This window comes from Klebsiella sp. WP8-S18-ESBL-06 (assembly GCF_014169755.1).
GTDB lineage: Bacteria > Pseudomonadota > Gammaproteobacteria > Enterobacterales > Enterobacteriaceae > Kluyvera > Kluyvera ascorbata_B.
The window spans coordinates 3,364,461-3,389,278 of sequence record NZ_AP022256.1 but is presented as its reverse complement, the minus strand read 5'-3'; the positions used below and the strand labels follow the sequence as shown (position 1 = coordinate 3,389,278).

The following is a 24,818-nucleotide window of genomic DNA, read 5'->3' as shown; positions in this document are numbered from 1 at the left end:
TTCTCTGTACTGCTTTTGAACGGGACGCCGCGTTGCCACGGTGTCCCGGAATAAATCAATAGCCGTTGATATCGCCTACCAGGCCTTTCACCAGCTCTGGCCCGGAGCTGGTACCCACCAGTTCCGCCCCGGCAATAAACATCTCTTTCATTTTTTCTATCGTGTTGACTTTACCGGAAACTTTCACGCGGCACGGGGCCTGGATATTCGCTTTGAGAAGTTGAACATCTTCTACCGTGGCTGCGCAGCCGCCTTTGCCCCAGCCGCTGGATTGTTTCACCCAGTCAATACCGGCTTCGTATGCATAACGAGTGGCTTTGATTTTCATTGCTTCTTCAGTGATGAAGCCGAACTCCAGCATGGCTTTTACTTTCATACCCAGATCGTGAGCAACGTGGGTGACTTCTTTCAACTCGCGGAAATAGAGCTCGTCCAGACCACCGAGCAAAAAGCCTGGGTTCGGCGGGAAATCAAATTCGTCAGCGCCTTCTTTCGCCAGTTCACGCACCAGGGCGACTTTCATGGCGGTGGTGTCGTTGGCCTGCGGGAAGTTCACGGTGGTGGCAACGCGGATCCCGCTGCCTTTCAGCACATCTTTCGCCAGAGACACCCAGCATGGCGCGATCATCGCAGCATCGAATTGATACTGCTGACAAATTTCCAGGTGCTTTAATAACCCTTCACGCGTCAAATCCGGGTTTACATTGGTGAACTGAATTGCCTTCGCAACCTGACGGGGATCGTTAAAATCAATCATCTACAACTACTCCTGTTTGCTAGGTCACCGCACAACACTATGCGGTTGGGATAACGCTACTTTAGGCAGGTCGGCGATGAGGCGTGATAGGTAGAATTCTCTGCAACATGGACAAAATTTTCATGTCAATGAAGTTGTGAAGTGGTTCAAAATTTTGTCTGGAATTCGGGCGTGTTACGGGCGTTTTGATATTGACCGTGCCACGCTGTACGCCCTTATACAGGGTGTTCAGGTAGGCAGGAGCTAATGGGAAGAGAAACGCAGAAAACCCGCATCGTGGCAAACTGGTATCGTGAGTCGGATGAGTTTTCGACGCTGGTGAACTATCGTATTTTGCGCGCCGGGCATATTCAGACGGCTGAAAACTTTCATGTCAGACGCCAGTCAGTTGTGGGGCATGAGCTGATTTTTTGCCTCAACGGCAGTGGGTTTATCCGGATGGAAAATACCCTTCATCCCGTGAAAAAAGGCGGGCTAGCCTGGCTGCCAGTACGCTGGCCGCATGAACATTTCCCCAATAAAGAGGAACCATGGGAAATTCTGTGGGTGCGAATTGAGGGGGGGAAGCTCAATAACCTGATGCAAATCCTCGAGGTGTCGCGCAACCCGGTTTTTCAGTTTGAACAGCCAGACAAAGTGACTGAAATTTATAACCATATCTTTAGCATGATGCATACACATACGCTGGTGGCGGACGCGCGCTGCGATCTTCTTTGTGCGCAGCTCATTTTTATGCTGCTGGAAAACCGCAGTTTTGAAGCGGAAAGAACGCCTATTATTTTACACCGCGGATTAGGCAAGCTGATTTATCAGATCCACAGTCACTACAGTGATGAATGGGATATTGAAAAATTTATGCATTACTGTCAGGTGAGTAAGCCCCAACTTTTTCGTTTATTTCAGGCCACATTCAATCAAAGCCCGCTAAAGTGGCTAAAAAACTATCGGTTGTCGCAGGCGCGACGGCTTCTGGTTGAAACCAACGATTCAATTAGCCGTATTGCTGCTCTTGTGGGGTATAACGATCCGCTGCATTTTTCCCGTGATTTTCACCGTGTGTCCGGTTTTTCCCCTAGTGAGTTTCGTCGTAAGGAACAGCATCTCGATGTTTTAGTTGAAAATCAGCACCGTACCGGTCCATAGGTCAGTAAACGATAAATGGTCTTCTGATCTTATCCCGCAATAGTGGACACGCAACTAAGTGAGTAAACTGTCAACCATTGGTGACTCACATAACAACACCAGCATCAACCACCAAAAAAGGTGAGAAAAATGGCTCCGTGCGGTTCCCTCTCCCCATTGGGGAGAGGGTTAGGGTGAGGGGGAAAACACCGAACTACAGTGTGTGCTCCGTACGGGCAATAATATCATCCTGCGCATCCGGCGACAGCGCGGTAAAGAACGCCGAATACCCCGCCACGCGCACCACTAAATCACGGTACTGATCCGGATGTTTCTTCGCTTCCAGCAGCGTTTCGCGCGACACGATGTTGTACTGAATGTGCCAGCCTTTGTGTACTTCAAAGAAGGTGCGCAGCAGCGCCATCAGTTTCTGCTTATCGCTCTCGTTTTCCAGCGTTGCCGGGTTCAGCTTCTGGTTAAGCAGCACGCCGCCAAGAATGGATGCCGTCGGTAACTTACCAATAGAGCTGATCACCGCGGTTGGCCCCAGATGGTCGGTACCGGAAGCCGGGCTGGCGCCTTCGGCGAGCGGCGTTTTCGCCTTACGGCCATCCGGTGTAGCCATAGTCTGGGCACCAAACGGCACGTTGGCCGAAATAGACGAGGTGCCGGCGTAGTAGTTTCCGCCAATCGGGCCGCGGCCGTAGCGCGGGTTATGGTACTGCTTCAGTTCGTCGATATAGGTCTGATAGGCGCGCGCCAGCAGGATATCAACGCTGTCATCGTCGTTGCCGTACTTCGGCGCGCCGTTGATCAGGCGCTGACGCAGCTGTTCGTGGGTCAGACCCTCGTAATCGTCCGCCAGCGCTTGTGCCAGCTGCTGCTGACCTATCGCCCCCTGATCGAATACCAGCTTTTTGACCGCCGCCAGGCTGTTGCCGAGGTTGGCGATGCCCACCTGCAGGCCGGAAACCCAGTCATACTTTGCGCCGCCCTGTTTGATGCTTTTCGCCCGCTCGATACAGTCGTCAACCAGCGCCGAGCATAGAATATCGTGCACGTTTTCTTCCAGCATGGTGTCGACCACGTACTCAATCTCAATCGATTTACGCGTGTAGTAGCGGATCTGATTATCCCAGTCGGCCAGCATCTGGTCGAAGTTGGCGAAGTTGCCCTGCGACAGCGCGTGCTCCTGTGGCAGGAACACCTTACCGCTGGTGGCATCGCGGCCGCCCTCCATCGCCGCCAGCATCACGCGGGCAAAGTTGATAAAGCTCATGCCGGTACAGCGATAGCCCCATTTACCGCCGACGGCGGTTTCGATGCAGCCGATTGCCGCGTAGTCGTAGGCATCTTCCGGTTCGACGCCGAGCTTAATAAATTCCGGGATGACGATTTCATCGTTATTGAACGCTGGCATGCCGAAGCCGCAGCGAATCACCTGCACGCAGGCGTCGAGGAAATCGTTGCTCATGCCAGCGTGGTAGCGCACGCTCAGGTTTGGCTGGGTGGAGCGCAGGCGGCCGCAGGATTCGAGAATTGCGTAAGAGAGCGGGTTGACCGCGTCCTGCGCCTCGCCGTTTACCCATTTTTGGCCGCCGATGGTGACGTTCTGATACAGCGGGCTACCGGCAGAGGCTTTGGAGTGCGAGCCAGAGCGAATTTTGTTCACCTCCAGCAGCTTCAGCCAGCAGCTGTGCAGCAGTTCAATGGCGTGCTCGCGATCCAATGACTGTTCCAGCTCAACGTCGCGGCGATAGTAAGGGTACAGATACTGGTCCATACGGGCGAACGACACGGAGTGTCCATTCGACTCAATTTGTAAAATCAGCTGAATGAAATAGCACAGCTGCAGCGCCTGCCAGAAGGTTTTTGGCGGCTGGTGGGCAATCACGTCGCAGTTTTCCGCTATCGCCAGCAGCTCATCGCGGCGGCTGGCCCGCGTTTCTTCGGCGGCCATGTTACGCGCCAGCTCGGCGAAACGGGCAATGTGCAGGCTTACGGCTTCAAGAACGATATCGATAGCTTTGAGGAACTGCTCACCGTGCAGGTCTTCCAGCACGGTCAGGTTAATGCGGGTACGGCGTTCGGCCACTTTCGCGCGCATGCCGTCGAGGCCCTTTTCCAGCAGCAACGGGTAGTTTACCGCCAGGTGAGCGTCGCCCGAGGTCATATTGCCTTCAGCTTTGATGATACCGGTCGCCAGCAGCGCTTTTTGCTCATCGGTGAACATACCGTAGCAGCGGTCTTGTACGGTCTGGCCGCGCCACCATGGGCACACTTCGTGCAGCACGCGTTTGTTCTCTTCGCTGACGGCGAAGCCCGCGCCCGGACGGTCGGCGAGATCGTCGATCTCTTTTTCAATCCAGCTGACGGTATATTCCGGGAAGATCGGCGCGGCGCGCACTTCACTGGCTTGGTTGCCGATGATCAGCTCGTCGTGTTTGATCCAGATAGTCCGCTCTGCCAGGTGGTGGGCCAGCGCCAACGCGCGGCGGACCGGAATCGGCTTGTCCAGGTGCTGCTGGTACGCTTCGGTATAGTGGCGTGCGCGTTCGGTGCACACCGGCGGCTTAACAATATGCACCAGCGCGTTTTTGTGGGCCTGGATGCGGTCGGTCAGTTTATCGAGCGTCAGAGTGGTCATGGTTTTTATCCTCGTAGTGTCGCCGTTAACCCTTTTTCGTGCGCGTACTGTTGGGCAAAGTCCAGCAGCGCTGGGTCATTCAGCGGCTTGTCGGGTGCAAAGTAGGGAAGACCGAGCAGGGAATATTTGTCGATCCCCAGCGTGTGGTACGGCAGAAAATGAATGTCGCGCACGCCGGGCATTTCATCGGCGGCAAAATCGGTAATCGCTTTAATGGAGGCGGTATCAGCGTTGAAGCCCTGAATCAGCGGCACGCGCAGGGTGACTTTTTTGCCGGCTGCCGACAGGCGTTTCAGGTTATCGAGTACGCGCCTGGCCGAGCCGTCGGTCCACTGTTTAAAGCGCGCCTCGTCAACGTGCTTGAGGTCGGCGAGGAACAGGTCGATATACGGCAGCGCCGGTTCGAGATAGCGCCACGGCACATGCAGGCAGGTTTCGACCGCCGTGTGGATGCCTTGTTCATGCGCGCTTTTCAGCAGCGTCAGCGCCAGTTCAGGATTCATAAACGGCTCGCCGCCGGAGAGCGTCATGCCGCCGCCGCTGCGATCGTAAAAGGGCTTATCGCGTAGAACGGTCGCCATGATGTCTTCGGCGCTTTTCGCTTCGCCGCAGACGGTCAGCGCCTGCGTTGGGCAACAGTGTGCCAGCGCGTCGAGATGCGTTTGATTCAGCTTTTCGCGATGAATAACCAGGCCGTTAAGGGCACGGGTAATGACCGCAGGCGCCGCCTGTTGACACAGATCGCAGCCCTCAAGGCACAGGCGCGGGTCAAACAGCAGATCCTGTTCACGGGCGCGGCTTTCCGGGTTTTGACACCAGCGACAGCCGAGCGAGCATCCTTTCAGGAAAACCACGGTGCGGATGCCTGGACCATCGTGGGTGGAATAGCGCTGAATGTTGAAAATCATAGCGTGCCCTCATCTTTCGTATAAAGATTAAAATACTTTCGAATGAAAGTTATCTTGACATGCGTCAACTTAAGAAGAGGTTTTGCTGTGGTAGGGTTATTCCATGCTCAATATCACGCTTTAAGGAATCATCATGGAACTCTATCTCGACACCTCTGACGTTGCGGCAGTTAAAAAGCTGGCGCGCGTATTTCCGCTGGCGGGCATTACCACCAATCCAAGCATCGTGGCGGCGGGCAAAAAGCCGCTGGATGCGCTGCTGCCGGAACTGCTTGACGCCATGGGCGGTAAAGGCCGTCTGTTTGCCCAGGTCATGGCGACTACCGCCGATGGCATGGTTGCAGATGCGCATACGCTGCGGGCGATTATTCCGGATCTGGTGGTCAAAGTGCCGGTAACGGCAGAAGGGCTGGCGGCGATTAAAATGCTGAAAGAAGAGGGGATCCCGACCTTAGGCACCGCCGTATACGGCGCCGCGCAGGGGCTGCTGTCGGCGCTGGCGGGTGCAGAATATGTCGCGCCTTATGTCAACCGCGTGGATGCACAAGGCGGCAACGGGATTCAGACGGTGTGCGAATTACAGGATTTGCTGACTCTGCATGCACCGCAGTCGAAAGTGCTGGCGGCCAGTTTCAAAACGCCACGCCAGGCGCTGGATTGCCTGCTGGCGGGCTGTCAATCGATTACTCTGCCGCTGGACGTGGCGCAGCAGCTGATTAGCTACCCGGCGGTAGACGCGGCGGTGGCGAAGTTTGAGCAGGACTGGCAAACGGCATTCGGACGGACGTCGCTGTAAAAGAAAATACCGGATGGTGGGAAAGCGATTATCGGTTCCCTCTCCCCATTGGGGAGAGGGTTAGGGTGAGGGGGTTATGCCGAAGCCTGCCCGCACACCTCACACGCTGGGTCACGCATTAGCTTCATCTCTCTGAACTGACAGCGCATCGCGTCATACATCACGATTTTCCCCGCCGCTGGCGTACCGTAATGGGCCAGCACCTTAATGGCTTCCATGGCCTGCATTGCACCGATGACCCCGACCAACGGCGACATTACGCCCGCTTCGACGCAGGTGAGGGCATTGTCGCCGAACAGGCGGCTCAGGCAGCGGTAGCATGGCTCGCCTTCCTGATACGTAAATACCGAAATCTGCCCTTCCATCCGAATCGCCGCGCCGGAAACCAGCGGGACCTTATGGCGGAAGCAGCCCGCGTTGAGCTGGTTGCGAATGGTGACGTTGTCGGTACAGTCGAGCACCAGATCGTGTTCGGCAATCAGCGCCCACAGCTCGTCTTCTTCCAGCAGTGCGTTACGGGCCGCCAGCGTGACGTGCGGGTTAATCCGCGCCAGCGCCGCGCGGGCGGAGTCCACTTTCGGCAGGCCAATCGTGGCATCGCTGTGCAGCGTCTGGCGCTGGAGGTTGGAGAGCGCGACGGTATCGAAATCCAGCAGCGTCAGTTGGCCAATGCCCGCGGCGGCCAGATACTGGGCTGCGGCGCAGCCCAGACCGCCGAGGCCAACGACCAATACGCGCGACGCTTTTAGCTGCTCCTGACCGTCAAAATCAAAGTCGCGCAAAATGATTTGCCGGTTGTAGCGCAGCATTTCGGCATCGCTGAGTTCGACGGCCATTACAGGCCTCCCAGCAGATGGTTAAACGGCTCAACCTCGACCCATTCACCCGCTTCAACGGTGCCGCGTTCGCGCTCCAGCACGATGAAACAGTTGCCCTGGCTGAAGGAGCTGAAAATATGCGAACCCTGGTGGCCGGTGGTGGTAACGGTAAGCTCACCGTTGGCGTCGCGGCTTAGCACGCCGCGCTGGAAGTCGAGACGACCTGGCGATTTCTTCAGTCGACCGGCGGCGCGCACGCGCAGGCGGGGAGCCTGGGTGGCGTGCGTGCTGGCGCTCAGCTTCGCCAGCAGCGGTTGGACCAGCTGATAGAAGGTTAACGCGGCGGAGACCGGGTTACCCGGCAGACCGCAAAACCAGCTGTGGCTCAGCTTACCGAAGGCGAACGGTTTACCCGGCTTGATGGCCAGCTTCCAGAAACCAATTTCGCCGAGCTCGTCGAGGATGGTTTTGGTGTAATCCGCTTCACCCACCGATACGCCGCCGGAGCTGATGACGACGTCGGCCTGTCGATCGGCCTGGATAAAGGTTTCGCGAAGCTGTTCCGGGCTGTCACGGATGATGCCCAGGTTAATGACCTCACAGCCGAGCTGTTCGAGCATCAGGTGTACCGCCAGGCGGTTAGTGTCGTAGATTTGCCCGTCACCCAGCGGCTGGCCCGGCAGCTGCAGTTCATCGCCGGTAGAAAACAGCGCGACGCGGACCTTCCGCACCACGTCGACGTCGGCGATGCCGAGCGACGCCAGCACCGGTAATTCGGCAACGGTAAGGCGCGTCCCTGCGGGGAAGACGACCGCGTCGCGGGCAATATCTTCACCGCGGCGGCGAATGTTTTGCCCCGGCTTCACGTTGGCGATGAAGCGAATACCGGCGTCGGTCTGCTCGGTTTCCTCCTGCATCACGACGGCATCGCAGCCGGCGGGAACGGGGGCACCGGTCATAATGCGTACGCAGCTGCCGGCAGGCCATTCGCCGTGGAACGGCTGCCCAGCAAAGGCTTTGCCAGCAACGGTCAGCGGCGCCTGTGCGCTAAGATCGGCCAGGCGGACGGCGTAACCGTCCATTGCCGAGTTATCAAAACCGGGTACGTCCAGCGGGGAGATGATATCGCGTGCGGTAATGCGCCCAAACGCCTGCAACAGCGGTACCGTTTCACTTTCCTGAAGTGGGGTAATCCGATCAAGCATCTGTGTGAGCGCCGCATCAAGCGGTATCAGTCCGGCGGTAAAATCCATGGGTAAACTCCTGCGGGAAACGTTCGAATCCGCACATTATGGCAGAAAACCCCCGCAGACTGTATGCCACCTGCGGTGTAGCTTTACATGACGGAAGGCTATTTCTATATTCAAAATTCATATAGGCGCAATGCCACTATAATGATATTTATAAAGAAAATGACGGAAGGGATGGCGTAATGGGCAAGGCAGTCATTGCAATTCACGGCGGTGCGGGGGCCATCAGCCGCCAGCAGATGTCGGCGGAAAAAGAGCGCGAATATGTGACCGCGCTGTCCAGCATTGTGGAACATGCACAAGGGATGCTTGAGTCCGGTGCCAGCGCCCTTGATACGGTGACGGAAGCGGTACGACAGCTCGAAGAGTGCCCGCTGTTTAACGCGGGAATCGGCTCGGTGTTTACCGCCGAGGAAACCCATGAGCTTGACGCCTGCGTGATGGACGGCAACGCGCTGCAGGCGGGGGCCGTGGCGGGCGTGAAACATCTGCGAAACCCCATTCTGGCTGCCAGACTGGTGCTGGAAAAGAGCCCGCACGTGATGCTGATTGGCGAAGGTGCGGAAGCCTTTGCTCAGGCGCAGGGCATGGAGTGGGTGGAGAATTCGCTGTTCTCTACCGACGCGCGCTTTCAACAGCTTGTCGAAGCGCGCAGCAACGGCGCATTTATTCTCGATCACGACGGTGCGCCGCTCGATGAGCGTCATAAGATGGGGACCGTCGGTGCCGTCGCGCGGGATATCAACGGCAACCTTGCCGCCGCCACCTCGACCGGCGGAATGACCAATAAGCTTCCAGGGCGGGTGGGCGACAGCCCGCTGGTGGGGGCGGGCTGCTATGCCAACAATGCCAGCGTTGCCGTTTCTTGTACCGGCACCGGTGAGGTGTTTATCCGCACGCTGGCGGCGTACGATATTGCGGCATTAATGGAGTACGGCAACCTGAGTCTGCTGGAGGCCTGCGAGCGGGTTGTGATGGAAAAACTGCCGGCGCTCGGCGGCAGCGGCGGGTTGATTGCTATCGACCGCGAAGGCAACGTCGTGCTGCCGTTCAACAGTGAAGGGATGTATCGTGCCTGGGCCTACGCCGGCGATACGCCTACGATTGGTATTTACCGGGAATAAAAGGAGCAACCGTGCCGCATGCCGATGAGCTTGATGTAACCCAGGTGCTGAGCGTTCAGAACCTGAACGTGGCGTTTCGCCAGGATAAGCAGCCCGTGCGTGCCGTACATCAGCTCTCTTTTCATCTCAATCGGGGCGAAACGCTGGCGATTGTCGGCGAGTCCGGCTCGGGGAAATCCGTGACGGCGCTGGCGCTGATGCGGCTGCTGGAGCAATCCAACAGCGACGTCCACTGTGACCAGATGCTGCTGCGTCGGCGTAACCGTGAGGTCATTGCGCTTGCGGAGCAAACGCCCGCGCAGATGCGCCGCGTGCGTGGCGCCGATATGGCGATGATTTTTCAGGAGCCGATGACTTCACTCAATCCGGTATTTACCATCGGTGAGCAGATCGCCGAATCTATTCGGCTGCATCAGGGACTAGGGCGCGAAGAGGCGCTGGCCGAGGCGAAAAAAACGCTCGATAACGTGCGCATCCCCGAAGCGCAGACCATGCTGTCGCGCTACCCGCATCAGCTTTCCGGCGGTATGCGCCAGCGGGTGATGATTGCCATGGCGCTGTCGTGTCGCCCGGCGGTGCTGATTGCCGATGAACCGACCACCGCGCTCGATGTGACCATTCAGGCGCAAATTCTTCAGCTTATCGACGTGCTGCAAAAAGAGATGTCGATGGGGGTTATTTTTATCACCCATGATATGGGGGTGGTGGCTGAAATCGCCGATCGGGTGCTGGTGATGCATCAGGGCGAGGCGGTTGAGACCGGCCGCGTTGAAGATATCTTTAACGCGCCGCAGCATCCCTACACGCGTCGTCTGCTCGCCGCGGTGCCTCGGCTGGGCGCAATGCGCGGCAGCGCGTTGCCGAAAAGCTTTCCGGATCTGAACGCGTCGGCACCTCCGCCGCCGCCGCAAAATACGGTAGTGAGCGGTGACCCGATACTCAAGGTTCGTAACCTGGTCGCACGTTTCCCGCTGCGCGGCGGCCTGCTAAACCGTATTACCCGCGAAGTGCATGCGGTGGAAAACGTCAGTTTTGATTTATGGCCCGGCGAGACGCTGGCGCTGGTCGGCGAGTCCGGTAGCGGCAAGTCGACCACCGGACGGGCGCTGCTGCGGCTGGTGGAATCACAACAGGGCGCTATTACATTTAACGGCGAGCGAATTGACGGCCTTTCCGCCAGCCAGCTTCAGCCGCTGCGGCGCGATATTCAGATTATCTTCCAGGACCCCTATGCTTCTCTGGACCCACGTCATACCGTCGGTTTTTCGATTATGGAGCCGCTGCGGGTGCACGGTGTGCTGCAGGGGGAGGCGTTGCAGCAGCGCGTGGCGTGGCTGCTGGAGCGGGTGGGGCTGCTCCCGGAACATGCCTGGCGCTATCCGCACGAGTTTTCCGGCGGCCAACGTCAGCGTATCTGCATTGCGCGCGCGCTGGCGCTGGAGCCGAAGGTGGTGATTGCCGATGAGTCCGTGTCGGCGCTGGACGTCTCTATCCGCGCGCAGATTATTAATCTGCTGATGTCGCTCCAGCGCGAAATGGGTATCGCCTTCTTGTTTATTTCTCATGACATGGCGGTCGTGGAGCGTATTAGCCATCGCGTGGCGGTGATGTACCGCGGCCGCATTGTGGAAATTGGCCCGCGGCGCGCTATTTTTGAGAATCCGCAGCATCCGTATACCCGTAAGCTGCTGGCCGCCGTGCCGGTCGCTGATCCGGCGCACCGGCGACCGCAGCGCGTACTGCTGTCCGACGAGCTGCCGGGCAATATCTATAAGCGGGGCGAAGAGGTAGAAACGACCGGTTTGCAACAGGTTTCACCTGGGCACTACGTGGCCCGCGAACCGGTAAGCAGTGCGCTGATAAACCGATAATAAAACCATAGGCAGGGGACAATATGACACAACGCATTTCAGGTAAATGGCTGGTTGCTCTGGGGATAGCCTCGGCGCTGGCCGCCGCTCCCGCGTTCGCGGCAAAAGATGTTGTGGTCGCGGTTGGTTCTAATTTCACCACTCTCGACCCGTATGATGCTAACGACACGCTGTCGCAGGCGGTAGCAAAATCCTTCTACCAGGGGCTGTTTGGCCTGGATAAAGAAATGAAGCTGAAAAACGTGCTGGCCGAAAGCTACAGCGTGTCTGATGATGGCAAGGTCTACACCGTGAAGCTGCGTCAGGGGGTGAAGTTCCAGGATGGCACCGATTTCAACGCCGAGGCGGTGAAGGTTAACCTCGATCGCGCCAGCAATCCGCAAAGCCATCTCAAGCGCTACAACCTGTACAAGAATATTGATAAGACCGAAGTCGTCGACCCGCAGACGGTGAAAATCACCCTCAAGCAGCCATTCTCGGCGTTTATCAATATTCTCGCCCACCCGGCGACGGCGATGATTTCGCCTGCGGCGCTGAAAAAATACGGCAACGAGATTGGCTTCCACCCGGTAGGTACCGGGCCGTATCAGCTGGATACCTGGAACCAGACCGATTTTGTGAAGGTCAGCAAATTTGCCCACTACTGGCAAAAAGGGCTGCCGAAGCTGGACTCGATTACCTGGCGTCCGGTTGTCGACAACAATACGCGCGCCGCGATGCTGCAAACCGGCGAAGCGCAGTTCGCCTTCCCGATCCCCTACGAGCAGGCCGCGCTGTTGGCGAAAAACAGCCAGCTTGAGCTGGTGGCCAGCCCGTCAATCATGCAGCGCTACATCAGCATGAACGTGACGCAAAAACCGTTTGATAATCCGAAAGTGCGCGAGGCCATCAACTACGCGATCAACCGCCAGGCGCTGGTGAAGGTCGCTTTTGCGGGATACGCAACGCCGGCGACCGGCGTGGTGCCACCGTCGATTGCCTACTCAACGCAATATCAGCCGTGGCCGTATGACCCGGCGAAAGCGCGCGAGCTGTTAAAAGAGGCGGGTTACCCGAACGGTTTTAGCACCACGCTGTGGTCATCGCATAACCACAGTACCGCGCAGAAGGTGCTGCAGTTCACCCAGCAGCAGCTGGCACAGATTGGTATCAAGGCGCAGGTGACGGCGATGGACGCCGGTCAGCGTGCGGCGGAAGTGGAAGGTAAGGGCCAGAAAGAGAGCGGCGTGCGCATGTTCTACACCGGCTGGTCGGCATCGACCGGCGAAGCTGACTGGTCGCTGTCGCCGCTGTTTGCCTCATCAAACTGGCCGCCAACCCAGTTCAACACTGCATTCTACAACAACCCGCAGGTTGATAAAGACCTGGCCGCTGCGCTGCAAACCACCGACGGCAGCGAAAAAGCGCGGCTGTATAAAGACGCCCAGGATATCATCTGGAAAGAGTCGCCGTGGGTGCCGCTGGTAGTGGAAAAACTGGTTTCAGCGCACAGTAAGTCATTGTCTGGGTTCTATATTATGCCGGATACTGGATTTAGCTTTGACGATGCGGATTTGAAGTAAGCGACCTTACCCTGCGTCATGATGGCGCAGGGGATGCGCGGCAAGGAGAGTCATGCTCAACTATGTGATGAAACGCCTGCTCGGCCTGATCCCCACGCTGTTTATCGTAGCCGTGCTGGTGTTTTTGTTTGTCCATATGCTGCCCGGCGACCCGGCGAGGCTGATTGCCGGGCCCGAGGCGGATGCGCAGGTGATTGCCATGGTGCGCCAGCAGCTGGGGCTGGATCAACCGCTGTATGTGCAGTTCTGGCACTACATTAGCCACGCCGTGCAGGGGGATTTCGGCACGTCGATGGTGTCACGTCGCCCGGTATCAGAAGAGATTGCCAGCCGTTTTCTGCCGACGCTATGGCTCACGCTTGCCAGCATGAGCTGGGCGGTAATATTTGGCATGGGGGCGGGAATTGCCGCCGCCGTCTGGCGTAACCGCTGGCCGGATAGGCTCGGGATGGCGCTGGCGGTGACCGGCATCTCGTTCCCGGCCTTTGCGCTGGGTATGCTGCTGATGCAAATTTTCTCCGTCGAGCTGGGCTGGCTGCCGACGGTGGGGGCTGACAGCTGGCGGCACTACATATTACCGTCGTTGACGCTGGGGGCCGCTGTGGCCTCGGTGATGGCGCGATTTACCCGCGCCTCGTTTGTTGATGTGCTGAATGAAGACTATATGCGCACCGCGCGCGCCAAAGGGGTGAGCGAGAAATCGGTAGTGCTCAAGCACGGGCTGCGTAACGCTATGATCCCGGTGGTGACAATGATGGGCCTCCAGTTTGGCTTTTTGCTCGGTGGCTCGATTGTGGTCGAGAAAGTGTTTAACTGGCCGGGGCTCGGGCGCCTGCTGGTGGACTCCGTCGAGATGCGCGACTACCCGGTGATTCAGGCCGAGGTGCTGCTGTTTTCGCTGGAGTTTATTCTTATTAACTTAGTGGTCGATGTGCTTTACGCCGCCATTAACCCGGCTATCAGGTATAAATAACGTGCGATTATTCAACTGGCGCCGACAAGCCGTTCTTAACGCCATGCCGATCGTGCAAGCAGACGCTCGCCGCACGCCGTGGCGCGAGTTCTGGCGGCGTTTTCGTCAGCAGCCGGTGGCGATGGCTGCGGGCATTTTTGTCCTGCTATTGATCGTTGTGGCGATCATCGCCCCGTGGATTGCACCGTTCGATGCGGAAAACTACTTTGACTATGACAGGCTTAACGACGGACCGTCGTTGATCCACTGGTTCGGCGTCGACTCGCTGGGGCGCGATATTTTCAGCCGCGTCCTGGTCGGGGCGCAAATATCCCTCACCGCAGGCGTATTTGCGGTGCTGATGGGTTCGCTGATAGGCACCGTTCTTGGCCTGCTGGCGGGCTATTATGAAGGCTGGTGGGACCGCATCATCATGCGCATTTGCGACGTGCTGTTTGCCTTTCCCGGCATTCTGCTGGCGATTGCGGTGGTGGCGATTATGGGCAGCGGGATGACCAACGTCATTATTGCCGTGGCCATATTTTCCGTTCCCGCCTTTGCCCGCCTGGTGCGTGGCAATACGCTGGTGCTCAAGCAGCAAACCTTTATTGAATCGGCGCGCAGCATTGGCGCCAGCGACAGCGTGATTATCTTCCAGCATATTCTGCCAGGCACCGTGTCATCCATTGTGGTGTATTTCACGATGCGTATCGGGGTGTCGATTATCTCCGCCGCCAGCCTGTCATTCCTGGGCCTCGGCGCTCAGCCGCCGACGCCGGAGTGGGGCGCAATGCTCAACGAAGCGCGCGCAGATATGGTGATTGCGCCACACGTCGCGATATTCCCGGCACTGGCGATTTTCCTGACGGTGCTGGCGTTTAACCTCCTGGGCGATGGGCTGCGCGACGCGCTCGATCCGAAGCTGAAAGGGTAGTCCCTGCGACAGGTTGCTGGCGTCACGGGCAGCCTGTTCCTTCTCCTTATGTTCTGGAAGAGCGACTTTGTCGCTCATCACAATCCGCTCTCTTTTTTTGACGCTTCTCGCTTTTTTCCCTGCCTCCGGAAGAAGGCATTTCCTCCTGTGGGCGGAAAACGCCGCTCAGACTGCGAGGGCAGGAAGTCTTAGTATCGACCTAACCTAATCGGGACTAAACGCATGGAGAGGTAGGTCAATGCTCATTGCTCGGGACAACATTTTTCTCAACCAGACTTTTACCGATAAGCAGTCGGTCTTTCGCTTTCTCGCTCACCACGCTGTGGCGCAGGGGTGGGCCGACAGCGCGCAGAACATTGAGGCCGATTTGTGGACGCGCGAGAACCAATATTCCACCGGCTTTGAAAGCCAGATTGCTATCCCTCATGCGAAAACCGCCAACGTCTCGCAGGCCGGGGTGATCTTTATTCGCCTGCAGCAGCCGATTGCCTGGGAAAGCCTCGACGATCAGCCTGTACAGATTATTTTCGGCCTGCTGGTGCCTGAAGAGGGGGCACCGCTTTTGCATTTACAGATCATCAATAGCCTTGCCTGCCAAATCGTTGAGGACGATTTCAGAGCGTTTTTATTTTCTGCCAAAGATGAAGACGAATTGTTTCACTTTATGCAGTCACGTATCGAAATAAAGGAGCAGAGATGAACATAGTTGGAGTGACCTCCTGTATCGCTGGTCTGGCCCATACGCCGATGGCCGCAAAATCGCTGGAAAAAGAGGGTGCCCGCCTTGGCCACAAGGTCAGTATTGAGCAGCAGGGCGCAATGGGAATCCTGGATCGCCTGCCGGAACAGGCGATTGCCGAGGCCGATTTTGTGCTGATTGCTGCCGACCGGACCATTGAAGAAGAGGCTCGTTTCGCCGGGAAAACGGTGATTCGGGTAAAAATTGGCCAATGCGTCACTCATGCCGCTGATGTGATTAGCAAATGCGTCGCGGCGGTTGAGGCGCGCCGCAACGCATAAAACTGCCGGGGTAATGTCATGAAAAAGATAATGATAGACATAAAAAACCACGTAATGACCGGCATTTCTTTTGCGCTGCCGGTCATTATTGCCGGTTCGCTGATGGTCGCGGTGGCCAAAATACTCGGCCTGATTGTTGGCGAATCCAATCTTGATGCCTTCGCCAAAAGTGACGGACTCATGAACTGGCTGTATCTGACCCAGGATGTCGGTTTCAAAATCATTGGTCTGATGAACTACGTACTGGGCGCATATGTCGCTTATTCGGTAGCGGGTAAGAAAGGACTGGCGGCCGGTTTTACTGCCGGGCTGATTGCCTCCATAACCGGCTCAGGGTTTCTGGGGGCGGTACTTGGCGGTCTGCTGGCGGGCTATTCGGCGGAGTGGGTAGGACGCAAAATTCGCATTACCGGCTCAGCTTCTAGCTCGGTACCGCTGATTATTTTGCCGTTTATCACCGTTGGCCTGCAGGTTGTGGTGATGCTGCTGTTGCTCGGCGATGCGCTTAGCTGGATTAACGCTGCGCTGATGGGCTGGGTACAGCAGATGACGGAAGACGGTACCAGTACCGTGATGCTGGCGGCGGTGCTGGGCGGGATGATCTGCTTCGATCTCGGCGGCCCGGTCAACAAAGCCGCTTGGGGTACCGCCAACGTGCTGTTTCTGAGCGGCGTTTATCTGCCTGCTATCCTGGTGAATGTGGCGATTATTATTCCACCGCTGGGCTACGCTGTCGCACGTTTCCTGCGGCCCAACAACTTCAACCAGACCCTGAAAGAGGCGGGCAACGGTGCGGTCATTATGGGTATCCTCGGCATTTCTGAAGGCGCAATTCCGTTTACGTTGCGTAACCCCGCGCGGCTCATTCCCGTTAACGTGTTAGCCGGGGCGCTGGGCGCGATGACAGTCGCGTTGTTCAAGGCTTATCCGATCATGCCACCGCTCGGTGGGCTGTACGGTGGTTTCACCGTTGGTCATCCGTGGGCCTATTTTCTCGGCGCGCTGGTTGGCACCCTGGTGATAGCCTTTGGCGCCAATTTACTGGTGAATTTTAACGATGAAGAACGGGTAGAAACCGGCGATATATCGACGGTCAGCGATGAAATAGACATTAAATTTGATTGATTTGGGCCTGTGACGGAAGGGAGAGCGGGATGAAAGAGAAAGTGGTACATATTTACAGCCATACGCACTGGGATCAGGAGTGGTATTTCACTTCATCGCGCTCGCGGATTTACCTCTTGCATCACGTGAAGAATGTACTGCGCGTGCTGGAGGAGAATCCCGATTTTTCATGTTATCTACTGGATGCGCAAAGTGCTCTTATCGAAAGTTATCTGCAGTGGGCGCCGGAAGATAAAGCGCGACTGAGCGCCTTGGTAGCGGCAAAACGCCTGCTGACCGGACCCTGGTATACGCAAACCGATCAATTGGTGGTTCACCAGGAATCGGTGGTACGCAACCTGTGGTATGGAATGCGCGTAGCCGATGAATCCGGCGGGAGCATGAAGCTAGGCTACGTACCGGACTGCTTCGGTCAGGGCGGTAATATGCCGCAAATTTACCGGCAGTTCGGTATTCGCCACGCCTTGTTCTGGCGGGGCATCGCCGACAACACACTTCATGAGACCGAATTTTGCTGGCAGGGGGATAACGGCGATACGGTATTTGCCGTGCAGATGCCGTGGGGGTATCACTATGGCGGTTTGCTGGATGAAACACCGGATACCATGGCGGCGTTCCTGCAGGCAAAGATGGCACCGATAGAAGCGCGCAGCGCCCGGACGAATCTGCTGTATCCGCACGGTTTCGATCAAGCGCCGATTCGTGAGAATCTGCCGGATCTGGTGCGTCAGTTCAACGCCTGCGACGACGAGCGCCGTTATCAAATTAGTAGCCCGCTCGATTTTATCACCGTGTTGGAGAAAGAGGCCGCTGGTGATGTCCGTACGCTTCATGGGGAACTGACGGAAGGTAAACACTCCAGGGTACATAAGACGATCTTTTCCTGCCGGGCCGACCTGAAGCGGCTTAACAACGACATTGAGGCTCTGCTGGTCAATACTCTGGAGCCGGTTTTGGCCATCAGCCGTAGCCTGGGACACGACTACCCCGCCCGCGCGGTAGCGGATATCTGGAAGCTGATGTTTTTCAATGCTGCCCACGACAGTATTGGTGGCTGCAACAGCGACGAAACGAACCGTGATATTGCCGCTCGCTATAAGCAGGCGCACGATCTCGCCAGTAATCTGCTCGAGCTGCATACCCGGCAAATCGCCATTCGTACCCCGCGTGAGCACGATTATACTTTTAGCGTATTTAACCCATTGACCGCACCCGCTGCGCCACAGATTACCTTTGAAGCGTGGCTACCGGGCACGCCGTTTATTTTACGCGATGCCGCAGGCCACGCGCTGCCGTATGTGATTGAAGCGCAGACGGATCTGACCGACTATGTGCTGAATCAGACTATTCGCCTTAACCCCAGTCAGCCTTACCATAAGCCAGAGCGAGTGTACCGCAGCAAAGTGACGGTGAGCAGCAGCGCGCTGCCCGCACTGGGCTATATCCGCTGGTACGCAGACTTCAGTGCCGACGGTGCAAGCCAGACTCAGAGTGATACGCGGTCATGGATTGAAAATGACTATTATCGTATTGATGTAGAGGAAAATGGTCTGCTGACCGTGACCGACAAAGCCAGCGGGAAACGCTACGCCCGGCAGATGTTGCTGGTAGAAAACGGCGATGACGGCGACGCCTACAACTATTCGCCGCCACGCCACGACAGGCAGGTCACGTCGGAAGGTTGTCTCAACGGCCTGGACCGCGAGCGCAACGCGCTGCGACAAACGCTGCGTCTGCGCTATCGGATGCCAGTGCCGATTGACCTGGAAGCGCGAGCACGCGGCGTTTTCGATGGCGTCATGCCGGTCACCGTCGAGGTTATGTTGCAGCAGGATGCCCTAATCCGCTTCACCGCCGAGGTCGATAATCAGGTGCTGAGCCATCGGCTGTGCGTGCATTTTGCAACGGATATTCTGGCAAATGTCTCCTGCGCCGATCGGCTGTTTGGCGCTGCCACGCGGCCGGTGCAGCTAAGCAACTCGCTGCGGGTGTGGGAACAAGAGGAATGGCATGAGAAGCCGATAGCGATAGAACCGATGCAAAGTTACGTTAACCTGCACGACGAGAACCACGGTTTTACGCTGCATACCAACGGCGTGCGCGAGTATGAAATTGTCGGCGACCGTTTTGACACGATCGCCGTCACCTTGTTCCGCTCGTTTGGCTACATGGGTAAAGCCAATCTCCTTTATCGTCCTGGTCGGGCGTCGGGAGAGACGGTTGTTGCCACGCCGGATGCCCAGCTATTGGGGACGCTCTCGTTCAGCTTCAGCTGGCGCATCTACCGCGGGGCATTTGATGACGCGCAGCACGCGCGGCTGTCGAAGACCTTAATGACCACGTTCCCCGTCTATCAGGACAGCGATTTTCTGAACGGCCGTCTGCGGTTTTGCCTTAGTGATGAAATACGTTGTTACCCGCATGAGTACAGCCTGCTGACACTGCCTGATGGGCCACAGGATGCACTGCTGAGCGTGGTGAAGTGCGCCGAGCGGGGGAGCGGCTTAGTATGCCGCTTCTATAACCCGCACCTTGAAACGCCGGTGTTGATTCCGCCGCTGAAAAATGCGCACTGTGTGCTACTGGACGAGCAGACGCCGGCGCAGGAGAGAGCGACGCTTAAGCCGAACGATGTGCAGACGCTGTATGTAGCAATCGCCTGAAGAGGGAAAGATGAGACTGTTCACCAATAAGCGAGTCAGAGATATTTTTATCCAGATCGCGCAGGGTACGGCGACGCAGGTGTCGCTCGCTAAAGCCATGAATGTCTCAACGCGGACGATTCGCAGCGATCTCAAAACGCTTAGTGACATCGTTGGCGAAGCGGGCAACCGTCTCATCTACGATCGTAAAACGGGCTTTTCGATTCAGGTTGATAACCCGGCTGGCCACCACACGCTGCTTGAACAATCGCAAAAACCGTGGAAAGAATCACGGGCGACCGGAGAGCGGCGCCGTGCGCTGCTTACGGCGTTGCTGCGGCAAGAGGCGGAGGTGTCGTTGGAGATTCTGGAGTCGACATGGTTTATTAGTCTGTACACCTTGCGTAACGACATCACCCTGCTGAAACGTCACTTTGCGCTCTACGACATTGTCATTCACAGTGAAGGCGCCGATTGCTATAAACTTCAAGGCAGCGAGATGGCGCTGCGCCGCTGTATTTATGACCATTTGCTGCGGGCGAAAGAGGCGGATGATGAATATGCTGCGCTGTTTGATACGCTTGCCCCAATATCGGAGATTAAGCAGGCGTTGGGTGGGTATGTGGTTGAGCGTGGGCTGCAACTGAGCGATGTTAATCTGCGCTTCTTTACCCTGATTTGCGCTATTAGCGCGGGGCGGATACGGCAAGAGCACTGGTTGTTGGAGGCGTCTTTCGACGCCGGGGATCGGCTATTTAACTCCGCCGCTGAAGATATTTTCCGCCTGCTGAATGGTGCAACCTCAGCCGTGCTCAGCAGTGAAGTCAGTTACCTGGCGATGCACCTTGCGGCGTTTTGTACACACGCGGCTTCCGTATCGGCGGCGAATCCTGATGACGACGTCGCCGAACTGACGATCATGAACCATTTTCTCAGCTACGTCAGCGCATCCTGGTTTTGCGATGTTTTCTACGACGATGTATCCCGCGCCAGCCTGCTGAGCCATATTAAAGCGATGCGCATTCGGGTAAACCACGGAATTACGATTATCAACCCGCTCATCGAGCAGATAAAGCGCCACTACCCGCTGATGTACGAAATGACCCTGGCGGTTTTCAGCGAGCTGGAACATTTTTTCTCTGGCCCCATAAGCGATGATGAAATTGGGTATCTGGTCATGCACATTGGCGCCATTCTGGAAGAGACACATCTCAAGAACGCCGATTGTACTCTGAGCGCGCTGGTGGTCAGTGAGCAGGGCGGTGCACCGGCCAGGTTGGTATGCCAGAAAATAATCCGCATGTATCCACAGTTGGCGATTGCGCGCTGTATCTCGGTGGAGCAGTACAATGCCGCCGAGTATATTGACGAAAATCTGGTCATTAGCCTGGTGGCGGTGACGGAGAAAAACCGGCGGGTGATTCATCTGCCGCCTTTACCCGAACGCTGGCAGTTGGAAAATATGAAGTATTTTCTGAACGCACAATCGCCGCCGCCGCCGACCATGGCGAACTATTTCTCTGCCGAACACTTTTTTATATTTACCGACTGCCCCCATGATAAAGCGTCGCTGATGCAGTTTCTCTGCGCCGGGCTCGTGCGTCAGGGGCGGGTGGATGAACACTATCTGCCATCCGTGCTGGAGCGGGAGAGCCGGGCTTCAACGCTGCTGGATGACAAAATGGCTATCCCGCATCCGCTGGGGCTAGTGGCGTTGAGCACCATGGTGACCGTTGCGGTATTTCCGCAGGGGATTGAGTGGGATGAGGGAAAAACGGTGAAGCTGGTATTTATGCTGGCCATCAGCGAGGGTGCCTTCGTCGATAGTATGCTGATATATGACTATCTGACCAACATTCTTGATGATGATGTGATTGACGCGTTGAGCCAGTGCACAAGCTATGCGGCGTTTATGGCGCTGTCGCAGAAGTATTTTTTGTAGTATTTATCCTGAATCATGCCTTTCCCCTGCGGGGAAAGGCATGCTGAAATTACACCCGGCAGCCCCACAGGTCGTATTCGTCGGCGTTTTCTACCTTCACACGCACGACGTCGCCCGGCTTCACGTTGCTTTCGCCGTTCAGGTATACCGCGCCATCGATTTCCGGAGCGTCGGCCATGCTGCGGCCAATCGCGCCTTCTTCGTCGACTTCGTCAATCATAACCAGAATTTCGCGGCCGACTTTCTCCTGCAAACGCTCAGCAGAGATCTGCTGCTGCAGCTGCATGAAGCGGTTCCAGCGTTCTTCCTTAATGTCATCCGGTACCTGGTCCGGCAGATCGTTGGCGGAGGCGCCGTCAACCGGGCTGTACTGGAAGCAGCCGACGCGGTCGAGACGGGCTTCCTTCAGGAAGTCGAGCAGCATCTGGAAATCTTCTTCCGTCTCGCCCGGGAAGCCGACGATAAAGGTCGAACGCAGGGTCAGCTCTGGGCAAACTTCGCGCCACTGCTTAATACGTGCCAGCTGGCGGTCAACGGCACCCGGGCGTTTCATCAGCTTCAGGATACGCGGGCTGGCGTGCTGCAGCGGGATGTCGAGATACGGCAGGATTTTGCCTTCTGCCATCAGCGGGATGACATCATCAACGTGCGGATACGGATAAACGTAGTGCAGACGGACCCAAACGCCCAGTTTAGCCAGCTGTTCGCACAGGCTGGCCATGCTGGTTTTCACCGGTTCACCGTTGTGGAAGCCGGTGCGGTGCTTCACGTCAACGCCATAGGCGGAGGTATCCTGAGAAATCACCAGCAGCTCTTTCACGCCGGCATCAACCAGACGTTTCGCTTCGGCAAGCACTTCACCAATGGGACGGCTTACCAGATCGCCGCGCATAGATGGGATGATGCAGAATGCGCAGCGGTGGTTACAGCCTTCAGAAATTTTCAGATAGGCGTAATGGCGCGGCGTCAGCTTAACGCCCTGTTCTGGCACCAGGCTCAGGAACGGGTTGTGCTGAGGCTTCGGTGCGTAGTGGTGTACGTGTTCCAGCACCTGCTCGTAGCTGTGCGGACCGGTAATTTCCAGTACCTTCGGGTGCACTTCGCGAATTTGATCTTCTTTAGCACCGAGGCAGCCGGTCACAATCACCTTGCCGTTTTCTTTCAGCGCTTCGCCGATAGCTTCCAGGGATTCCTGGACTGCGCTGTCGATAAAGCCGCAGGTGTTGACGATAACCATGTCGGCGTCATCGTAGCTGGGCACGACGTCATAGCCTTCAGTACGCAGTTCGGTCAGGATGCGTTCGGAATCCACGAGGTTTTTCGGGCAGCCTAAAGATACAAAGCCAATTGTGGGCTGGCGATGAGGTGATTTGTCTGACATATGTACATTGCTCAAAAGTTGGGGCCAGGAAAAGCGGGGATTCTACCATGATGGTAGGAAAACTATACGTCAATAATACGCGATGAACGCTGATGATGCAGGCGAAGAAAATCGCCAGCAGCATCAGCGGAGAAGGGCCGCCGACCTGGATAGGACTACGGTTTTGTCACCGTGTCTCCCCGGACAATAAAGGGGACGGAGTCGCGAAGCGACGGGTTGACGGTACCGCTGTGATCAAGCCCTTCATAAATATGCACTTCCGTTTGGGTACCTGCGGCTTTAACGGCGTCGGAGAAGCGCATCTGCATGGCGGTGGGGACATTGATATCGACGCTGCCAATGCCAATAAATACCGGATGCTGAATATGCATCGTTGGATACAGCATGGTGTTGATACCCGCACTCAGCAGGGATTCAATGGCCGGTTTCAGCGTATTGCCGGCGTTAAGACCGGCCTGCATGGTTTTTTCCGTCAGCGGCGTAATACACAGATTTTTCGCCTGTTCCAGCAGGGGGAGCGCGCTGTCCTGGAAATAATCTGACGGCTTCAGCGACGGGTCTGCGTCGGCGGCCGCAAGGTAGATATAGAAAATATAGGGGATTTTAGGATCACCGGCCTGCGCATTGCCTGCACTCGCAGGTGGCAGAATATCCGCTGCGGTGGTGTTGGCGGCAAAATACGGCGTGCCGGTCAGCACCGTTGAACGGATGTTCACCTCAGGTGCGTACTGCGGCTGAAAACCTGCGCTTGAAAATGCCGCATGTGCGCCCTGCGATTGGCCTACAAGAATGAGTTCATTTTTCAGTGGAAACTGGTGCAGCGCGGCCCGAACGCCGTCCAGTATGCTCCACGCTTCCCCACGGGCATTCAGATAATGGTGCACGCCCTCCGAGCCGAGCCCGGCGTAGTCCGGCGCCACGATGGCGTAGCCCAGAGAAAGCCAGGTGTTGAGATACTGCTTGTCTCTTGCCGTGCGTTCATTGAGCGAGGGGGCGCACTGATTGGCGACGCCAACGGTACCATGCGCCCAAACAACCACCGGCCATCCGCCTTCTGGCGTTTTCCCTTTGGGAAGAAATACCGCCGCAGAGTCGATGCGTGACGAATGCCCGTCCACGCCGCTGCGCGAAGGGTAGTGCATCAGATATTGCTGGGCGGCTTCGCTCAGCCCGTGATTGGCGCTCAGCGTGGTAATACTTTCACGGCTTTTGGTGTCCGTCGGCGCCGCAATGGCGGGAGCGACGCTAACCGACAAGAGCAGTAATGCGGACGCGCCAGCCCGCAGTTTTTCCTGAAATAACATTCATTACATCCTTTTCTGTAGCCTGAATAGTCACAGTGTAGTCGGCGATGCGTGAACGCAGGGTCAATCAAATCAGGATAGTACGGGAAGGCGCAGGGGCCGCTTTTCTGCTGTCAGTCGCGTCGTGAAGTTGTTTCATTGTTAAATATGTTGCAAATAATGAATTGTTGATGTCGCGCAGTATTTTGTACGTTAAGTAATCACATAATGAAAATGCCAATGGGTGGCAAGGGAGGTAAATGCATGACGGAAAGCAAACTGAAACGCAAGCTGGTGAGGCGGCTCATTAGCGCGCGGATTGACCTTGATGCCTATTTGCAGCTGCGGAAGGCTAAAGGGTATATGTCAGTCGGTGAAAACGATCATCTGCGTACTAACCTGCTCGAACTGTGTGGCGAACTGCGCGAAAACGCGGTGGCTTTGAAATTGTGCACTTCGCTAAATGAACTTGAAACAATGCGGCAGGCGGGCGAGGCAATGGCTTCCGCTGCGGTCTGTCTGATGAGCGGGCGCTATGACTGCCCCGCCTATATTGCGGTTAACGTCGAAACGCTGGAACGCTGCCTGACTGCGTTGACAAAAAGTATCCATAAACTGGAGGCCGAGTCTCACGCAGTGCAGGTCTGAAATCAGGGGGAGGTGACTCCCCCTGTATTGTGATGG

Annotated in this window: 20 protein-coding genes; 13 read left to right on the top strand and 7 right to left on the bottom strand. The window is 56.7% G+C overall.

Going from position 1 to position 24,818, the window contains the following annotated elements; genetic code table 11:
• Positions 1-55: 55 nt before the first annotated feature.
• Entirely contained in the window at positions 56-757 is a 702-nt protein-coding gene (deoC, locus tag H7R76_RS16205) for a deoxyribose-phosphate aldolase (RefSeq protein WP_106924536.1), read from the bottom strand.
• Positions 758-1,003: 246 nt separating this feature from the next.
• Between deoC and H7R76_RS16200 the strand changes: the two genes are divergently transcribed.
• Entirely contained in the window at positions 1,004-1,900 is an 897-nt protein-coding gene (locus H7R76_RS16200; RefSeq protein WP_106924535.1) for a helix-turn-helix transcriptional regulator, read from the top strand.
• Positions 1,901-2,093: 193 nt separating this feature from the next.
• Here H7R76_RS16200 and H7R76_RS16195 read toward each other — a convergent pair whose 3' ends face one another.
• Together H7R76_RS16195 and H7R76_RS16190 are read right to left on the bottom strand one after the other, a co-directional pair.
• Entirely contained in the window at positions 2,094-4,526 is a 2,433-nt protein-coding gene (locus tag H7R76_RS16195) for a formate C-acetyltransferase/glycerol dehydratase family glycyl radical enzyme (protein WP_182965818.1), read from the bottom strand.
• A gap of 5 nt (positions 4,527-4,531) precedes the next feature.
• Positions 4,532-5,434, bottom strand: coding sequence for a glycyl-radical enzyme activating protein (locus H7R76_RS16190; protein ID WP_182965816.1), 903 nt, complete (start codon positions 5,432-5,434; stop codon positions 4,532-4,534).
• Positions 5,435-5,567: 133 nt separating this feature from the next.
• On the opposite strand from H7R76_RS16190, the gene fsa reads away from it, so the two are divergent.
• A complete protein-coding gene (gene fsa, locus H7R76_RS16185) occupies positions 5,568-6,230 on the top strand; it encodes a fructose-6-phosphate aldolase (protein WP_182965814.1) in 663 nt (220 codons plus the stop codon).
• Positions 6,231-6,304: 74 nt separating this feature from the next.
• On the opposite strand, the gene moeB is transcribed toward fsa, so the two are convergent.
• Complete coding sequence (gene moeB / locus H7R76_RS16180) at positions 6,305-7,066, bottom strand: molybdopterin-synthase adenylyltransferase MoeB (RefSeq protein ID WP_106924531.1); 762 nt, start codon at positions 7,064-7,066, stop codon at positions 6,305-6,307.
• Entirely contained in the window at positions 7,066-8,301 is a 1,236-nt protein-coding gene (moeA, locus tag H7R76_RS16175; RefSeq protein WP_182965812.1) for a molybdopterin molybdotransferase MoeA, read from the bottom strand. The genes moeB and moeA overlap by 1 nt, the downstream gene beginning before the upstream one ends.
• Before the next feature lie 179 nt (positions 8,302-8,480).
• Here moeA and iaaA point away from each other — a divergent pair, with 179 nt between their 5' ends.
• From iaaA to H7R76_RS16125, 10 genes are all read left to right on the top strand, one after another.
• Positions 8,481-9,422 carry a beta-aspartyl-peptidase gene (gene iaaA, locus H7R76_RS16170; protein ID WP_182965810.1) on the top strand — a complete coding sequence of 314 codons (942 nt, stop codon included), beginning with the start codon at positions 8,481-8,483 and terminating at the stop codon, positions 9,420-9,422.
• Positions 9,423-9,433: 11 nt separating this feature from the next.
• Entirely contained in the window at positions 9,434-11,293 is a 1,860-nt protein-coding gene (gene gsiA, locus H7R76_RS16165; RefSeq protein ID WP_182965808.1) for a glutathione ABC transporter ATP-binding protein GsiA, read from the top strand.
• Between the two features lie 23 nt (positions 11,294-11,316).
• Entirely contained in the window at positions 11,317-12,855 is a 1,539-nt protein-coding gene (gene gsiB / locus H7R76_RS16160; protein WP_182965806.1) for a glutathione ABC transporter substrate-binding protein GsiB, read from the top strand.
• A gap of 52 nt (positions 12,856-12,907) precedes the next feature.
• The gene (gene gsiC / locus H7R76_RS16155; RefSeq protein WP_106924526.1) at positions 12,908-13,828 is read left to right on the top strand and encodes a glutathione ABC transporter permease GsiC; all 921 of its coding nucleotides are present in this window, start codon (positions 12,908-12,910) and stop codon (positions 13,826-13,828) included.
• A gap of 1 nt (position 13,829) precedes the next feature.
• Positions 13,830-14,741 (top strand): glutathione ABC transporter permease GsiD, encoded by a 912-nt coding sequence (gsiD, locus tag H7R76_RS16150; protein ID WP_106924525.1) that lies wholly within the window; start codon positions 13,830-13,832, stop codon positions 14,739-14,741.
• Between the two features lie 238 nt (positions 14,742-14,979).
• A complete protein-coding gene (locus H7R76_RS16145) occupies positions 14,980-15,441 on the top strand; it encodes a PTS sugar transporter subunit IIA (RefSeq protein WP_106924524.1) in 462 nt (153 codons plus the stop codon).
• Positions 15,438-15,761: a PTS fructose transporter subunit IIB gene (locus H7R76_RS16140; RefSeq protein WP_106924523.1), complete on the top strand. Its 324-nt coding sequence runs from the start codon at positions 15,438-15,440 to the stop codon at positions 15,759-15,761. Before H7R76_RS16145 ends, H7R76_RS16140 begins: the two co-directional genes overlap by 4 nt.
• A gap of 30 nt (positions 15,762-15,791) precedes the next feature.
• Positions 15,792-16,886 (top strand): PTS fructose transporter subunit IIC, encoded by a 1,095-nt coding sequence (locus H7R76_RS16135; RefSeq protein WP_223878901.1) that lies wholly within the window; start codon positions 15,792-15,794, stop codon positions 16,884-16,886.
• Positions 16,887-16,915: 29 nt separating this feature from the next.
• Positions 16,916-19,549, top strand: a complete 2,634-nt coding sequence (gene mngB / locus H7R76_RS16130; protein ID WP_182965804.1) for a mannosylglycerate hydrolase — start codon at positions 16,916-16,918, stop codon at positions 19,547-19,549.
• Between the two features lie 10 nt (positions 19,550-19,559).
• Entirely contained in the window at positions 19,560-21,470 is a 1,911-nt protein-coding gene (locus H7R76_RS16125; RefSeq protein ID WP_182965802.1) for a BglG family transcription antiterminator, read from the top strand.
• Between the two features lie 49 nt (positions 21,471-21,519).
• On the opposite strand, the gene rimO is transcribed toward H7R76_RS16125, so the two are convergent.
• Both rimO and H7R76_RS16115 read right to left on the bottom strand, forming a co-directional pair.
• Positions 21,520-22,851 (bottom strand): 30S ribosomal protein S12 methylthiotransferase RimO, encoded by a 1,332-nt coding sequence (gene rimO, locus H7R76_RS16120; protein ID WP_106924519.1) that lies wholly within the window; start codon positions 22,849-22,851, stop codon positions 21,520-21,522.
• A gap of 155 nt (positions 22,852-23,006) precedes the next feature.
• On the bottom strand, positions 23,007-24,155 hold the full coding sequence (locus H7R76_RS16115; RefSeq protein WP_182965800.1) for a lipase family protein: 1,149 nt from the start codon (positions 24,153-24,155) through the stop codon (positions 23,007-23,009).
• A gap of 243 nt (positions 24,156-24,398) precedes the next feature.
• On the opposite strand from H7R76_RS16115, the gene H7R76_RS16110 reads away from it, so the two are divergent.
• Positions 24,399-24,782 carry a biofilm formation regulator BssR gene (locus H7R76_RS16110; protein WP_106924517.1) on the top strand — a complete coding sequence of 128 codons (384 nt, stop codon included), beginning with the start codon at positions 24,399-24,401 and terminating at the stop codon, positions 24,780-24,782.
• Positions 24,783-24,818: the final 36 nt, after the last annotated feature.

Excerpts from the sequence above, each read along its gene's own strand:
- deoC (WP_106924536.1), bottom strand. The coding sequence starts at position 757 with ATGATTGATTTTAACGATCCCCGTCAGGTTGCGAAGGCAATTCAGTTC.
- H7R76_RS16200 (WP_106924535.1), top strand. The coding sequence starts at position 1,004 with ATGGGAAGAGAAACGCAGAAAACCCGCATCGTGGCAAACTGGTATCGT.
- H7R76_RS16195 (WP_182965818.1), bottom strand. The coding sequence starts at position 4,526 with ATGACCACTCTGACGCTCGATAAACTGACCGACCGCATCCAGGCCCAC.
- H7R76_RS16190 (WP_182965816.1), bottom strand. The coding sequence starts at position 5,434 with ATGATTTTCAACATTCAGCGCTATTCCACCCACGATGGTCCAGGCATC.
- fsa (WP_182965814.1), top strand. The coding sequence starts at position 5,568 with ATGGAACTCTATCTCGACACCTCTGACGTTGCGGCAGTTAAAAAGCTG.
- moeB (WP_106924531.1), bottom strand. The coding sequence starts at position 7,066 with ATGGCCGTCGAACTCAGCGATGCCGAAATGCTGCGCTACAACCGGCAA.
- moeA (WP_182965812.1), bottom strand. The coding sequence starts at position 8,301 with ATGGATTTTACCGCCGGACTGATACCGCTTGATGCGGCGCTCACACAG.
- iaaA (WP_182965810.1), top strand. The coding sequence starts at position 8,481 with ATGGGCAAGGCAGTCATTGCAATTCACGGCGGTGCGGGGGCCATCAGC.
- gsiB (WP_182965806.1), top strand. The coding sequence starts at position 11,317 with ATGACACAACGCATTTCAGGTAAATGGCTGGTTGCTCTGGGGATAGCC.
- gsiC (WP_106924526.1), top strand. The coding sequence starts at position 12,908 with ATGCTCAACTATGTGATGAAACGCCTGCTCGGCCTGATCCCCACGCTG.
- H7R76_RS16145 (WP_106924524.1), top strand. The coding sequence starts at position 14,980 with ATGCTCATTGCTCGGGACAACATTTTTCTCAACCAGACTTTTACCGAT.
- H7R76_RS16140 (WP_106924523.1), top strand. The coding sequence starts at position 15,438 with ATGAACATAGTTGGAGTGACCTCCTGTATCGCTGGTCTGGCCCATACG.
- H7R76_RS16135 (WP_223878901.1), top strand. The coding sequence starts at position 15,792 with ATGATAGACATAAAAAACCACGTAATGACCGGCATTTCTTTTGCGCTG.
- mngB (WP_182965804.1), top strand. The coding sequence starts at position 16,916 with ATGAAAGAGAAAGTGGTACATATTTACAGCCATACGCACTGGGATCAG.
- H7R76_RS16125 (WP_182965802.1), top strand. The coding sequence starts at position 19,560 with ATGAGACTGTTCACCAATAAGCGAGTCAGAGATATTTTTATCCAGATC.
- rimO (WP_106924519.1), bottom strand. The coding sequence starts at position 22,851 with ATGTCAGACAAATCACCTCATCGCCAGCCCACAATTGGCTTTGTATCT.
- H7R76_RS16115 (WP_182965800.1), bottom strand. The coding sequence starts at position 24,155 with ATGTTATTTCAGGAAAAACTGCGGGCTGGCGCGTCCGCATTACTGCTC.
- H7R76_RS16110 (WP_106924517.1), top strand. The coding sequence starts at position 24,399 with ATGACGGAAAGCAAACTGAAACGCAAGCTGGTGAGGCGGCTCATTAGC.